The organism is Acinetobacter sp. KH_038 (genome assembly GCF_057839405.1).
On sequence record NZ_CM174489.1, the window covers coordinates 1391025 to 1405404 of the forward strand.

The 14380-nt window shown below is 44.9% G+C and carries 14 protein-coding genes; 11 read left to right on the forward strand and 3 right to left on the reverse strand.

Features of this window, described 5'->3' with window-relative positions:
* Nucleotides 1-111: 111 nt before the first annotated feature.
* The gene (locus AC3IT7_RS06560; protein ID WP_489249817.1) at nucleotides 112-429 is read right to left on the reverse strand and encodes an ArsR/SmtB family transcription factor; all 318 of its coding nucleotides are present in this window, start codon (nucleotides 427-429) and stop codon (nucleotides 112-114) included.
* Between the two features lie 280 nt (nucleotides 430-709).
* On the opposite strand from AC3IT7_RS06560, the gene cysK reads away from it, so the two are divergent.
* From cysK to AC3IT7_RS06580, 4 genes are all read left to right on the forward strand, one after another.
* On the forward strand, nucleotides 710-1708 hold the full coding sequence (cysK, locus tag AC3IT7_RS06565; protein WP_475653738.1) for a cysteine synthase A: 999 nt from the start codon (nucleotides 710-712) through the stop codon (nucleotides 1706-1708).
* A gap of 181 nt (nucleotides 1709-1889) precedes the next feature.
* The gene (locus AC3IT7_RS06570) at nucleotides 1890-4589 is read left to right on the forward strand and encodes a heavy metal translocating P-type ATPase (RefSeq protein WP_489249818.1); all 2700 of its coding nucleotides are present in this window, start codon (nucleotides 1890-1892) and stop codon (nucleotides 4587-4589) included.
* Nucleotides 4589-4996: a Cu(I)-responsive transcriptional regulator gene (gene cueR, locus AC3IT7_RS06575; RefSeq protein WP_489249819.1), complete on the forward strand. Its 408-nt coding sequence runs from the start codon at nucleotides 4589-4591 to the stop codon at nucleotides 4994-4996. The genes AC3IT7_RS06570 and cueR overlap by 1 nt, the downstream gene beginning before the upstream one ends.
* A 77-nt stretch (nucleotides 4997-5073) precedes the next feature.
* Nucleotides 5074-5268, forward strand: a complete 195-nt coding sequence (locus AC3IT7_RS06580) for a heavy-metal-associated domain-containing protein (protein WP_475653735.1) — start codon at nucleotides 5074-5076, stop codon at nucleotides 5266-5268.
* A 61-nt stretch (nucleotides 5269-5329) separates the two neighbouring features.
* Here the strand turns inward: AC3IT7_RS06580 and AC3IT7_RS06585 are convergent, their stop codons facing one another.
* Nucleotides 5330-5938 carry a TetR/AcrR family transcriptional regulator gene (locus AC3IT7_RS06585; RefSeq protein WP_475653757.1) on the reverse strand — a complete coding sequence of 203 codons (609 nt, stop codon included), beginning with the start codon at nucleotides 5936-5938 and terminating at the stop codon, nucleotides 5330-5332.
* A gap of 485 nt (nucleotides 5939-6423) precedes the next feature.
* Here AC3IT7_RS06585 and AC3IT7_RS06590 point away from each other — a divergent pair, with 485 nt between their 5' ends.
* Nucleotides 6424-7599, forward strand: coding sequence for a thiolase family protein (locus AC3IT7_RS06590; protein WP_489249985.1), 1176 nt, complete (start codon nucleotides 6424-6426; stop codon nucleotides 7597-7599).
* A 277-nt stretch (nucleotides 7600-7876) separates the two neighbouring features.
* Here AC3IT7_RS06590 and AC3IT7_RS06595 read toward each other — a convergent pair whose 3' ends face one another.
* Nucleotides 7877-8944 (reverse strand): zinc-binding metallopeptidase family protein, encoded by a 1068-nt coding sequence (locus AC3IT7_RS06595; protein ID WP_489249820.1) that lies wholly within the window; start codon nucleotides 8942-8944, stop codon nucleotides 7877-7879.
* A 276-nt stretch (nucleotides 8945-9220) separates the two neighbouring features.
* On the opposite strand from AC3IT7_RS06595, the gene AC3IT7_RS06600 reads away from it, so the two are divergent.
* The 6 genes from AC3IT7_RS06600 (at nucleotide 9221) to AC3IT7_RS06625 (ending at nucleotide 14351) form a co-directional block, all read left to right on the forward strand.
* On the forward strand, nucleotides 9221-9664 hold the full coding sequence (locus AC3IT7_RS06600; protein ID WP_489249821.1) for a GNAT family N-acetyltransferase: 444 nt from the start codon (nucleotides 9221-9223) through the stop codon (nucleotides 9662-9664).
* Nucleotides 9665-9967: 303 nt separating this feature from the next.
* Nucleotides 9968-10852, forward strand: a complete 885-nt coding sequence (locus AC3IT7_RS06605) for a SphA family protein (RefSeq protein WP_489249822.1) — start codon at nucleotides 9968-9970, stop codon at nucleotides 10850-10852.
* 33 nt (nucleotides 10853-10885) lie between these two features.
* Complete coding sequence (locus tag AC3IT7_RS06610) at nucleotides 10886-12220, forward strand: acetamidase/formamidase family protein (protein ID WP_489249823.1); 1335 nt, start codon at nucleotides 10886-10888, stop codon at nucleotides 12218-12220.
* Nucleotides 12221-12309: 89 nt separating this feature from the next.
* Nucleotides 12310-13512 (forward strand): aromatic ring-hydroxylating oxygenase subunit alpha, encoded by a 1203-nt coding sequence (locus AC3IT7_RS06615; protein ID WP_489249824.1) that lies wholly within the window; start codon nucleotides 12310-12312, stop codon nucleotides 13510-13512.
* Nucleotides 13513-13523: 11 nt separating this feature from the next.
* Nucleotides 13524-13877 carry a hypothetical protein gene (locus AC3IT7_RS06620; protein WP_489249825.1) on the forward strand — a complete coding sequence of 118 codons (354 nt, stop codon included), beginning with the start codon at nucleotides 13524-13526 and terminating at the stop codon, nucleotides 13875-13877.
* 12 nt (nucleotides 13878-13889) lie between these two features.
* Nucleotides 13890-14351, forward strand: coding sequence for a nuclear transport factor 2 family protein (locus AC3IT7_RS06625; RefSeq protein ID WP_489249826.1), 462 nt, complete (start codon nucleotides 13890-13892; stop codon nucleotides 14349-14351).
* The last annotated feature ends 29 nt before the right edge of the window (nucleotides 14352-14380 follow it).

The window sequence follows — 14380 nt, forward strand, 5'->3', positions numbered from 1 at the left end:
ATGCACTTGCATAACGCAAGTGATCACTCTCGTTTAAAAGACCGTTATTTATGCCAGACCAACAGCATAGAGAAGTGTATGGGGGGTATTAAATCGTTATTAAAAAATGAACTATTTAATTTTAGCTTTACAATACAGTTGATAAAGAGTGGTTAACACCACAATCAAATTTTGATCCTTAATCGAATAATAGATCTGTTTTCCATCACGACGGGTATTCACCACATCACTTTTACGCAGCATCATCAGTTGCTGGGAAAGCGTGGGCTGTTTGATGTCGGTAATTTCTTCAATTTGTGAAACATTCAGCTCAGCTTGAGAGAGGTGACATAAAATGAGAAGACGGTCGGTATTGGCCAGAGATTTTAAAATGCCGACGACTTGTTCTGCTGAATCGCGCATAGTCGTAATTTCAAAATCGGTTTTCATTTCATGTTTCCATTATAAAATTACAGCCCGCCAATTATACGGGTCTCGGGTATTAATACATTGATAAAATATTTAAATATAATCGTGTTTCATTTAGGTTAAATATTAACTAAAGTTATATTTTAATTATTGATAAATAATAAAAATATGTTAAATTTTTAAAAAAATGTTTTGGTTTAAATTAATGCTATCAAGTGCAAATTCCATCAAATATCTACAAACGAAAAAAATGCTTGTATGATGTTGAAGCACTTGAGCAAATCACATCAGGGATATCATTATGAGTACAGATGCAGCTTTTCCAACACCAAATAATTTAGGGATTGCGGTTTATAGTAATAATGCAGAGGCAATTGGAAATACACCACTTGTTCGTATTAATCGTGTAATTTCAACTCCCGCGACTGTACTTGCCAAAATTGAAAGCCGAAATCCGGCCTTTTCAGTCAAATGCCGGATTGGTGCAGCATTAATTGATGATGCTGAAAAATCCGGAAAACTTAAGCCGGGCATGCATATTGTCGAGCCAACCAGTGGCAATACCGGCATTGCTTTGGCTTTTGTCGCGGCAGCCAAAGGTTATGCTATTACTTTGACCATGCCGTCAAGTATGAGTATTGAGCGCCGTAAGGTCGTGAAAGCATTAGGGGCCAATCTGGTCCTGACTGATCCGGCCAAAGGCATGAAAGGTGCAGTTCAAGAAGCTGAACGTTTGTTAAATGAAAATCCTGAACAGTATTTCCTGCCGCAACAGTTTGAAAACCCGGCCAATCCTAAAATCCATCAAGAAACCACAGGTCCAGAAATCTGGGAAGCGACTGCGGGCAATGTCGACATTCTGGTGGCGGGTGTAGGAACGGGCGGCACTATTACCGGTATTTCACGTTACTTTGAGCAAGTTAGAAACAAGCCTTTATATTCTGTTGCAGTAGAACCTGCTGAATCGGCCATTATTGCCCAGGCCAAGCGCGGTGAAACACTGACGCCAGGCCCACATAAAATTCAGGGTATCGGTGCTAACTTCATTCCGGGCAATCTGGATCTGGATCTGGTGGATGAAGTGATTGCAATCAACAGTGCTGATGCTGTGGAATGGGCCCGTAAAACTGCAGCTCAAGAGGGAATTCTGGTTGGTATTTCAAGTGGCGCGGCCATGGCAGCAGCCGCACAATTGGCAGCCCGTCCTGAAAATGCCGGTAAAAATATTGTGGTGATTTTGCCAGATGGTGGTGAACGCTACCTGTCTTCAATCCTGTTCGAAGATATTTCTGCCGACTAAGCCCGTTAAATACACAGTTTCATGCCTATAAAAAAGCCCGAATTCAACTTCGGGCTTTTTTATCTGCTTTTCTTGAGTTGTAAACCAGTCTCAAATTTTTAAAATTTTCAATCGAAAGACTTGACCTTGCCATAATGGGAATGTTTAAGCTATTGCATCAGCACTGAGTTGATACATGGAGATGAGCGTGGCAGAACAAGACAGCATCCGGTTATATGAGCAGCAGCTACAGATTGATGGCATGACCTGTGCTTCCTGTGTCGCGCGTGTCGAAAAGGCCTTGAAAAAACTTGAAGGGGTGGTCGAAGCATCCGTCAACTTATCGACTGAAAAAGCTTTTATCCAAAGCCGGCAGCCAATTTCAGCCGCTGTACTGGTTCAAGCAATCGAAAAAACAGGTTTTGCTGTCGCTACTCAATCATTCGATTTGAACATTCAAGGCATGAGCTGTGCCTCCTGCGTTGCGCGGGTAGAAAAAGCTCTCAAAAAAGTTGATCAGGTGCTGGAGGCACAGGTCAATCTGGCAACCGAAAAAGCCCATGTGCTAGCAATCAGTCCACTACAATTGTCCAGCCTGATTCAGGCGGTACAAAAATCTGGTTTTGATGTTCAAACTGACCAGATTGAACTGGCCATTGAAGGAATGACTTGTGCTTCTTGTGTGGCGCGGGTTGAAAAGGCTTTATTAAAAGTAGAAGGTGTCAGTAGCGCACAGGTTAATCTGGCGACTGAAACTGCTTCGGTCAGTGTCTCTCAGCAGCAGATTGCAGCATTGATCGCTGCTGTAGAAAAAGCCGGTTATAAGGCTACGGTAAAATCTGGTAAGTCTCTCTCGGCAGATGGCCATAGTGCTTTTCAGGAAAAGAAAGCCCAGGAAACCGCGCAACTGAAACGGGATCTGTGGCTGGCTTTGATATTGGCCGTTCCTGTTTTTATTCTGGAAATGGGTTCGCATCTGATTCCGGCCTTTCATCATTTTATTGCACAGACGCTGGGTACACAAAATAGCTGGTATCTGCAATTTGTGCTGACGACACTGGTATTGATATTTCCGGGACGGCGTTTTTATCAGCATGGGATTCCGGCGTTATTACGCTTTGCACCGGATATGAACTCACTGGTGGCAGTCGGCACCATTGCTGCTTATGGCTTTTCCTGTATTTCCACGTTCTTTCCGCAGTTATTGCCTCAGTCTACCGTGCATGTGTATTTTGAAGCCGCTGCGGTCATTGTGGCGCTGATTTTATTGGGCCGTTATCTGGAAGCCCAGGCCAAAGGTAAAACCTCGCAAGCCATTCAGTATCTGGTCGGTTTACAACCCAAGACAGCCAGAGTTCAACAACATGAGCGCTGGATTGATCTGGACATTGCCGAGGTGCAGCAAGGCATGTTGATTGAAATCCGTCCGGGCGAGAAAGTCGCTGTCGATGGTGAAGTCGTTGCCGGGCAGAGTTATATTGATGAAGCGATGATTAGCGGGGAACCTTTACCCGTGGCCAAACAGACCGGCGATCAGGTGGTGGGCGGTACGGTCAACCAGAATGGCACCTTGCAAATCAAGGCCACTGCGGTTGGGCAGGATTCGGTACTGGCACAGATTATTCAGATGGTGGAGCAGGCACAAGGCTCAAAACTGCCCATTCAGGCCATGGTTGATAAAGTCACTTTATGGTTTGTACCTGCTGTGATGGCACTGGCTGCCCTGACTTTTATGATCTGGTTTTTTCTGGGGCCAGAGCCAAATTTGACCTATGCCTTGGTGAACGCCGTAGCAGTACTGATTATTGCCTGTCCGTGTGCGATGGGACTGGCGACACCCACCTCGATTATGGTTGGAACTGGTCGTGCAGCAGAGCTCGGGGTATTATTCCGTAAGGGCGAAGCCTTACAACTGTTGCAGCAAACCAAAGTCGTGGCTCTGGATAAAACAGGAACTTTAACTGAAGGTAAACCCTTGCTGACGGACTTCGATGTGACAGCCGGTTTTAAGCAGCAGGAAGTATTGCAGCTGGTCGCTTCAGTCGAGGCCAAATCTGAACATCCGATTGCCCATGCCATTGTGGAAGCGGCGAAATCCCGACAACTGCCTTTGCTTGATGTCAGCGATTTTGATTCCATTACCGGCGCTGGGGTCAAAGCACAGGTATCCGGTCAGCAAGTACACATTGGAGCAGAACGCCTGATGCAGGATTTGGGTTTAAATATCGACCTATTTGCTACGACTGCACAATGCTTAGGTGAACAAGGTCGTAGTCCTTTATATGTGGCGATTAATCAAAAACTGGCGGCAATTATTGCTGTAGCTGATCCGATCAAGGCAACCACTTATAGCGCGATTCAGGCCTTACATGATCAGGGTTTAACGATCGCGATGATTACCGGCGATAACCAGCATACTGCGCAGGCCATTGCCAGACAGTTGAAGATCGACCATGTCATTGCTGAAGTGTTACCCAATGAAAAAGTCGATGCAGTGCGTCAACTCCAGCAGCAACATGCTGTGGTGACCTTTGTTGGGGACGGGATTAATGATGCCCCGGCACTGGCACAGGCCGATGTCGGCATGGCGATTGGTACCGGCACCGATGTCGCCATTGAAGCAGCCGATGTGGTGTTGATGTCTGGTAATTTACAGCATGTGGCGACGGGTATTGCTTTAAGTCAGGCAACCATGCGCAATATCCGGCAGAACCTGTTCTGGGCCTTTGTCTATAATATTGCCTTGATTCCAATTGCAGCCGGCATACTCTATCCATTCTGGGGCATCCTGTTATCACCGATGTTTGCCGCAGGAGCGATGGCACTGTCTTCTGTATTTGTAGTGAGTAATGCCTTGAGATTAAAAGCTTTTCAGCCAGTGCAGTTCAAGGAGGTAATCTGATGAATATTGGGCAGGCAGCAAAACGTTCCGGGATTTCGGCGAAAATGATTCGCTATTATGAAGACATTGGTTTATTGCCCAGTCCGAAACGCAGTGACGCCGGCTATCGGGTTTATAATGATGCCGATATTAAAAGCTTAAGTTTTATTCAGCATGCGCGTGAACTGGGTTTTTCTTCAGAGCAAATGAAGGAATTACTGGGTTTATGGCTAGACCATTCACGCCAGAGCAGTGAGGTGAAACAGTTGGCGCAGAAGCATATCCTGTTTTTACAACAGAAAATTGCCGATATGCAGCAGATGCTGGTGATCTTGCAGCAATCGGTTGAACAGTGTGCCGGTAATGAACAATCCGATTGCCAGATTTTAAAACAGATCGAGCAGGGTGTGGTCACTGAACAGCGCTGACATGGTCTGCCGGAAAAATCCGGTGAAATATAGCCGGCTCACCCAAACAAATTTTAAACCCATCCAAAGGAGCTAAAATGAAATTCCGTATTGAAAATATGACCTGTGGTGGTTGTGCGCGCAGTGTAACTGCCACGATTAAAGATCTGGATGCAAATGCCAGCGTCAATATTGATGTTGCAACCAAACTGGTAGAAGTTGAATCTACCTTGAGTGAAGCTGAGATTGTCGCGGCATTAACTGAAGATGGTTTTCCGCCTGTTGCTGCCTGATATTCCTGAAGGAATGACATCAAATAAAATGCCTGAGTGAATCAGGCATTTTTTATTATATTCAGGAGATAGACGATATTTTATCTGGCGTCATCAATGCCTGATTAATATACAGTTTAATCAGGCGTTCGCGTGAACCAATCGCTTTTTGGTAGTGAGTCGAATTTAATAATAGGGACGCTCCATAAGTCACCGTCCAGATATAGGATAAATAATCCCGAATCGACATGGCACTTTCTAAAGCGAGCAGATAATCATGGGTCATGTCTTTAATCCGCATAATCCGTTCTTCACGAATGCGATAAAGCTCCTGAAATAAATCTTTCAGATTCTTTTCATTATTGGTTAAACGCTCCTCAATGACATGCAACAGGATGGTGCGATTGGAATTGAGCATGTGATAGAGCATATATTGCGAAACATAATTTTTAATATCGCTATTATATTTTTTTGAAATTTCCAGAATTCTTTTTTCATTCAGAATAATTAATTCGAGATATAACTGGTTTTTGCTCTTGAAATGCTTGTAGATCGTACCTTTCGCGATATCCAGTTCACTGGCAAGCTCACTGAGGGTAATGTCCTGATTATTGTCCAGTAGCAGGCTTTCGGCCATGCTCAGGATCTTCTCTTTACGAAGAAGAAAGTTCTGCTGTCTTACAGTCGTCATCTTCTTGGTCCATGCTTTTCGAAAAAGAATCTTTCAAGAATATTCAATTTTTCAGGCGCTGGCTATAAAACTAAGGTCGTGATATTTATCTGATTTGTATACTTATACAGTAGGGACTAAGTTAAAGAAAATCTTCTGGCGCTGCATTGAAAATATTGTCAAGAAAATTGAACCCTTGAGATCAACTTTGCTAATTAAAATTCCATTTGTAGGATAATTATTTTATTGTTTTAGTGCATGCAGCTCATGCATTTTCTACTTTAAGCCCGTTAGGCACAGGGTGATCATGATGAGTATAGATTTTTAAGGGGCGGATATCGCTTATGAAAGAGCAATTCAGCTTTCTAGATGCTATACATAATGACGAAGATGCTGTCTCTGAAAGCTATTTCAGTGCGCAGGCTTAAACCGGCAAGTGTTAGGAAGGACAACCACTGCAACGCTTTTATTGTGCAGTGTGGATCATAATGATGAAAAAGGAAGAGATTAAAATGATTGTAATTGTAGATGCTGTACGTACTGCAATGGGCGGTTTTCAAGGTTCGCTTTCGAACTGTACGGCACCGGATTTGGGAGCTGTGGCGATTAAAGAAGTCGTAGCCCGTGCAGGTTTGGCAGCCAGCGATATTGATGAAGTCATTATGGGCTGTGTACTTCCTGCAGGTTTAAAACAGGGCCCGGCACGTCAAGCCATGCGTCAGGCCGGTTTGCCGGATTCAACGGGTGCCACCACCATTAATAAAATTTGCGGTTCAGGCATGAAAGCGGTGATGCAGGCAGCAGATGCGATCAAGGCCGGTTCTGCAGAGATCGTGATTGCTGGCGGAATGGAATCTATGTCCAATGCTCCATATTTAATGGACAAGGCACGTGCCGGTTTCCGTATGGGACATGGCAAGGTGACCGATCACATGCTCCAGGAAGGTCTGGAAGATGCTGAAACAGGTCTGTCGATGGGCATTCTGGCACAGGAAATGGCCGATAAGAAAGCTTATACCCGTGAGCAGCAAGACAATTATGCAATTGGTTCATTACATAAAGCCGTCACTGCGGTGCAGCAAGGTTTCTTTAAAGATGAAATCGTACCCGTGACTGTCAGCAGCCGTAAAGGCGACATCGTGGTGGAGCAGGATGAACAGCCTTTAAATGCCAAAGCTGACAAGATTCCAAGCTTGCGTCCGGCATTTAAAAAAGATGGCACCATTACCGCAGCAAATGCCAGCTCAATTTCGGATGGTGCTTCTGCGCTGGTGATTACTTCAAGTGAAATTGCTGCGCAGCGCAACTTAAAACCGCTGGCCAATATTCTGGCCTATGCCAGCCATTCCCAACATCCGTCAGAATTTACCATTGCACCAGTAGGTGCGATTGAAAAAGTCCTGAAAAAAACCGGTTGGGATGCTCAAGAGGTAGACCTTTGGGAAATCAACGAAGCGTTTGCCATGGTGACCATGTTAGCCATTGATGGTTTTAAACTTGATCCAGCAAAAGTGAACATCAATGGCGGTGCTTGTGCGCTCGGTCATCCACTGGGTTCTTCTGGTTCCCGTATTATTGTGACCTTGATTCATGCGCTGAAACGTACCGGCGGCAAAAAAGGTATTGCTGCGCTCTGTATTGGTGGTGGGGAAGCAACTGCGATTGCAGTAGAACTGATTTAAATCAGCCTATATCTAATACCTAAGTCGTAAAATCAATATTGACTGATTCAGACTATGCTGCTCCTGCTGCGCCAGGAGCAGCAGGCAGTAATGAAGTTAAAATCATAGTTTTAAATCGAGTCCTGCTTCAGACAGGTCTGGATCATGTTTTTATCTCTCTTATATGAGCGTCAATTAAAAAATAAAGATCAGCCAGTCTCTTCACTGACCTCAACTATATATTGCACCAACTTTGCTGATTTCATTTACGATATTGCTGTGCTCTAAAAGCGCTACATTATTTAAAAACTTTTTCCAGTACATGCCGATGAATAAATCGTAGCTTCTCTTTTACCGCTTCGGTGAGTTTGAAGGGGTAGGCATCTTCCAGACCCATGCAACGGTTTAATGCATTTAAATTAAAGGTTAAGGTGACCCAGTTTTCCAGAATATGTTCAACGTCTTGTCCACCAATTGGACATTCTTTAAAATCCATGCTGGCCAGATAGCTGCCATTACCAATAACACGCATTCCCGCATAATAAGCAGTTTCCAGTGTTTCCATCATATGCAGATAATGCGCCCAGGTCTCTGCCCAGTCTTCCCAAGGGTGGGCAGTGGCATAGGCACTGATATATCGTTCCTGCCAGTTGATTGGGGCACCGTCATTATAATAAGTCTGCAGGGCCTCACTATAATTTTGCCGTTCATCGCCAAAATAATGCCGAAATTCTTCGAGCAGTTCCGGGTGTAGGTGCTGCATCAGTGCAAAATAATAATGTCCGCTTTCATGACGAAAATGACCCAATAAAGTCCGGTAGTTTTCTCCCATATTCACACGGGTTGTTTCACGATAGACCACATCAGCTTCAATCGCGTTTAAGGTAATGACACCATTGGCATGCCCAATCAAAACCGGTTTATCATCTTCAGGCAATAAAAAATCAAAACGCAGGCCGAATGGATCATCTTCAGATTTTTTCGGTCGCGGCATCATGTTCATACGCTGCGCCAAATAAAGAAAACGGCGTTTGGCTTCTTCCAGCCGAAACCAGTAAATCAGGTTTTCTGGATTTTCCAGATCAGGAATCACATGAGTGAGCTGACAGGATTCACAAAAATCTTCATCGTCACTGCTGGGAATCATCCAGTTACACACCTGATAGTGCGTATAGTTATGACAGGGTTTATAGCTGGCGTGCTGGTAATTTTTGGAGACCGGAATCCATTGGTCAGCACTCTGCTTTTTAAATGAGCACAGTTCTTTTTCCGAGGCGACATAGCCGATCGGTGACATGCAATGATCACAGACTGATTTGTAAAAAAACAGCTGTTGCTGGCAGACGGCGCATTCAAAATGTTTCATCTCAACTCCCTGCAGGGAAGCGAACCGTCTAGAATATTTATCAAAAATAAATACAAGAAGTTCAGAATGCCTACCTAAATTTCATCCTATTGAAATAACATCATAAAAATTTTGGGAAAAACTCTATATGGCGGAATTGTAAATATAGAATGATTGATATTATAGTCTCAGCCAAATAACGCTTTATTTTTAATAGAAAAGATGACTAAGAAAAGTATAAATTGATGGATGGAGTTTTTTACAGCCTAGCCAGGTTAAAAGGAAATTTTAAAGGATATGAAAATTAGAAAAGCGAGGATTCAGGATACCTCTGCGATTGTAGAAGTTATTGCGCCATTTGTAGATGCTGTCACTACGACAGAGCAGGGACGCTTACATTTTAAAGCTGAAGCAATTCAAACCATCTTTGAGCGGACAGATATTCATTATTATGTGGCTGAAATTGACTGCAAAGTAGTCGGGGTGGTGGCTTATATGGAACCTGCACATTTCATGCATTTTTTCTTGAATAAAGCTTACCAGGGTCAGGGATTTGGTCGCCAAATGTGGCACTTTTTAGAGCATGAGATCCGCCGTCACGGTCATTGCAGTATTACAGTGAAATCCAGTATTTATGCCCGGGATATTTACAAACAGTTTGGTTTTGTTGAAACAGGAAACTATACAGAAGAATATGGAATCCGTTTTATTCCGATGCGAAAGGGTTATCCGGATTGTTAAAAGCGAAATGAAAGGGCGCCAGGCATAATTTTATCTTGCAAAATTTTTCCAAAAAAAATGGCCATTTTCTGGCTAATTTATAGGTATTTTCACCTATAACAATGTGCCATTTAGCTAAATTTTCTCCAGACAAACACCTAGCGTACTGCGCAGTTTCAGCTAGTTATCTCCAGGTTTTGCCTATCTAAACACAGATTCGTCCTTATATTTCCCTGCCATGTTTCAGGTCTAGATTAAGTCATGCGCTTGAGGCTTCGAAAGCCCTGCAAATAACGACTTTAAAGACTTGGGGGAAAGCTGTAAATGCTAAGCAAATATCTGAAATCAGTGGTACTCACCACAAGCCTGATCAGCTGTGCACCGTTCGCATTTGCAGCTGAAAATGGCGGTAGTGCCTATCCGGATGGCACAGAAAGTTTCTTCGCTGGTGCAATGCCACCGCCCGGTACTTATCTGGTGAGCTACAACCAGTTTTATTCAGCAGACAAATTCAAAAATGATCATCTGGTATTTGATGATTTCAAACTGGATACTTTTGCCACTGTTGCGCGTGGTGTGTATGTCAGTGACAAGACCTTTCTAGGTGCGACATGGGGTATGCACGCATTTCTGGTCTATGCCAATGCCGACATCACTTTGGGCGGTGGGCAAGATGAAAAAACTGCACTTGGTGATGTAATTATTGATCCATTCCTGCTGGGCTGGCATAAAGGCAACTGGCATGTGGCAACGGGTGTCGATTTCTATATTCCAGTGGGTTCATACAACAAAAACCGCTTAGCCAATATTGGCCGTAATTACTACACCATTCAACCGATTATTTCTACGACTTATCTAAACCAGCAAGGCATCGAAGTCAGCACCAAGTGGATGTATGACATCAACTTTGAAAACAAAGATACCAATTATGAATCAGGTAATGCCTTACATGTGGACTACATCGTAGTCAAACATATGGGGCCTTTGGCAGTGGGTCTAGGTGGTTATGTACATCGCCAGCTTGAAGGTGACTCCGGTGAAGGCGCAATCCTCGGCGACTTCAAAGCCAAAGCAGCCAGTATTGGCCCACAAGTACGTTATCAATTTCCAAAAGGTATCGCAGTCGCTGCCAAATACCAAAAAGAATTTGATGTAGAAAACCGGCCTGAAGGTCAGAAGTTTGCACTCGATCTCACCATTCCATTTTAAAAATCCCAATAATTCAATACATAGGGGCACATGATGAAAATTGAAAATCAAGATTATGCAGCAGGCAGCAGCAACGCAGTAGACTATCTGCTGGTCAATGAATTTTCGGGCGGGATCGTTGGTCCAAGCCAACGTATGCTGGGCCCACTAAAAAATGGTGGAACACTGAAAACCGGTACACCGCCAGGCTGCTGGGGACCCATGATTACGCCTGCATTTCAGGGCGGTCATGAAGTGACATTGCCTGTGTTTATTGAAGATGCCGAAGTGGGCGATGCGGTTGCCCTGAAAATCAAGAAAATGAAAGTGACTTCGATTGCAACTTCTTCAGGGGTTATGAGCTTTGTTGAAGGGCGTTACCACGGTGACCCGTTTGTGGCGAAATATTGTAGTGCATGTGGTACCGAACAGCCAGCAAGCTATGTTGAGGGCATTGGGGCAGATGCCATCCGTTGCAAAAACTGTGATGCAGAAGTCAGTGCTTTTGAATTTTCACACGGCTATGTGATTGTTCTGGATGAAGAAAATAAAGTCAGCCTGACGGTAAATCAAGAAATTGCCAACAAACTGGCTGGCAATGCCAATGAACTTTCGGCACTTCCTGAGCATGCAGCACAGCACTCTATTCTGTCACTGGCGCGTGCCGATATGCCAGGTGTCGCAGCGCATATGCGTCCGTTCCTCGGCAACATTGGTACCACACCTTCACGCGACTTACCTGACTCACATAACTGTCATGACTTTGGTCAGTACCTGATTAATGCACCGCACAAATTTGGCATGACGGAAGAAGAACTGGTTGCAGCAAAAACTGATGGCCACATGGACACCAACTCGATTCGTCCGGGTTGTATCTTGATCTGTCCAGTGAAAGTTCCCGGTGCTGGTGTGTACATGGGTGACATGCATGCGCAGCAAGGTAATGGAGAAATTGCCGGTCACGCAACCGATGTATCTGGTGAAACCGAACTGCAAGTAGAAGTAATTAAAGGCTTAACTATTGATGGTCCAATCCTGTTGCAGGCACCAGATGATCTTCCACCCATGGCCCGTCCCTTTACCAAAGAAGAAAAAGAGAAAGTGAAGGCACTCGGCGAACGCTGGGGCCAGACCGAAATCGAAGAAAGCGGTCCAATTACCTTCATGGGTACCGGAAAAAACCTGAATGATGCGACTGAAAATGCACTGAACCGTGCGGCTAAAACTACGGCTTTGAGCTATGACGAAGTCATGAACCGCTGCACCATTACCGGTTCGATTGAAATCAGCCGTTTGCCGGGTATGGTACGCGCCACGTTCCTGTGTCCAATGCCAATTCTGGAAAAACTTGGCATTGCAGATCTAGTGCGCGAACACTATCAACTTTAATCAAAACTGGATTTAACAACAGCTGCAGTGGTGGCCACGCTACTGCCTATTGAAAGTAAAGAACTTAAAAACTTGAACAGGAATGTCATATGAACAGTAATTCTAAACTCCGTTGGGGCGAACTTTATCCTGAACTCGGTATTGAACCTATTCCAACCGAGCCATGTATTTCACCGGAAATCTATCAGGAAGAAATCGACAAGGTATTTTCTAAAGTCTGGCTAAAAGTCGGTCGTGTTGAAGAAATTCCAAAGAAAGGAGATTACAAGGTCAAACGTCTGGATTTTGCTAAAACTTCCGTGATTCTTATGCATGGCAAAGACGGCGAGATCCGCGGCTTCCACAACATCTGTTCGCATCGGGGCAACAAGGTTGTGGTAGAAACCGACAACGAAACTTTCGGTTCAAACAAAGCTGCAGTCGTGACCTGCCGTTTCCACGGCTGGGTCTATGATGTCAAAGGTGATCTGGTCAACGTGCCAGAAGAAGAAAAGTTCACTTCCTGCTTTGACAAAGGCCATAACGGTCTGGCACCAGTGCGCACCGAAGTCTGGGAAGGCTTTATTTTTGTGAATCTGGATAATGAAGGCACTCAAGGTGTAGAAGAATTCTTGGGTGGCATGGGTACACATTTAGGCGGTTATCCCTTCCATGAAATGGAAGAATGTTTTGCCTATAACACGGTGCTGAACTGTAACTGGAAAGTCGCGCATGATGCCTTTGCGGAAGCTTATCACGTAGCCACCATCCATGCCGGCTCATTCCCAAATGTATTTGCATCGGGCCTGCAAGAAGTACAACTGTTTGGTGATCACCGTACCTGTGCAGTCTGCCTCACTAAAAATGCTAATCCAAAACCGGCTGCGGCGCTTTCCGGGGAAATTACCGGAGCATCACTGGTCAATCACTACGAACGTACACAGTTACCGAAGTCAGTGAATCCGAATGACCGTGATGATTTTTCATTCGAGCTTTCTGTTATTTTCCCGAACATTCTGGTGCATGTGACAGAAGGCGTATGGTTTACCCACCAGTTCTGGCCAGTCGGTCACAACAAAACCCGTTGGGAAGGCCGTTACTACCTGCCTAAAGCGAAAACCTATTCAGAGCGCTGGGCACAGGAATTTGCTCAGGTACTGCAGCGTAATGCCTGGTTAGAAGATACCGCAACCATGGAAGATACCCAAGAGGCACTAGAATCAAAAGCCAAGAAAGTCATGCATTTACAGGATGAAGAAATCCTGATTCGTCATGGCTACCACGTTCTTGAACAATACCTGAATCGCGCCTAAGGAGAATGCACATGTCAAATATCATTTCACAACTGCCGGCTGACTTTACTGCTCTGGAACCTTTTGTAGCGAAGTGGGCACTTGGAAGCTCTAAACAACGTCATCTGGCCCGTCTGAACTCCACCAAAGAAGAGCTGCAGGCATTTTATGATGCGATTCTGCCGGAAATGCGTAACCTGCTGGCGGCATTAGACCAATATCCATTGGGCTCATTGCCGGAAGAGTTACACAAGCTGTACTGGCTCAGCCTGAGTTTTGCAGAAATTGCACCTCATATCGAACTGTATAAAGGTTCAGTGGGTGTGCCATACGCCTTTACAGAAACCCGTTTTGTCTATGAAAGCGGTGACGTGGTCAACGTTTAAAAGGAAATCAAGATGGACCAGCACAATCTGGAAACGCGTTTGCATTATCTGGAAAGCTGCGAAGCCATTCGCAGCCTAGTCGGCCGTTACGCAACCGCAGCGGACCAGCGCAACAACCCGGTCATTATGCGACATCTGTTTCATGAAGATGCGGTCTGGTGTGCCAAAGGTTTTGGTGAATATCAGGGCCGGCAAAACATTCTGGATGCGCTGTCTGGCATTGCTGAAGCGCAGGTGCTATGGAGCCTGCACATTATGGCCATGCCGGATATCGAAGTGCTGGATCAACAGCATGCCGAAGTCAGCTGGATGCTTTGGGAAGTCTGCAACCTTGCCAAGAAAGGCATGCAGGCCACCACCAGGTGTCTGGGCGGATTTTATAGCGCCAGTGTCCGGCAGGATGAAGACCGGCTCTGGAAATTTGACCGCGTGGAACTGAACCTGACGTTTAATCAGCCGTATCCGACAACTTGAGCGCATATGGAGCGACAACTGCTGCATCA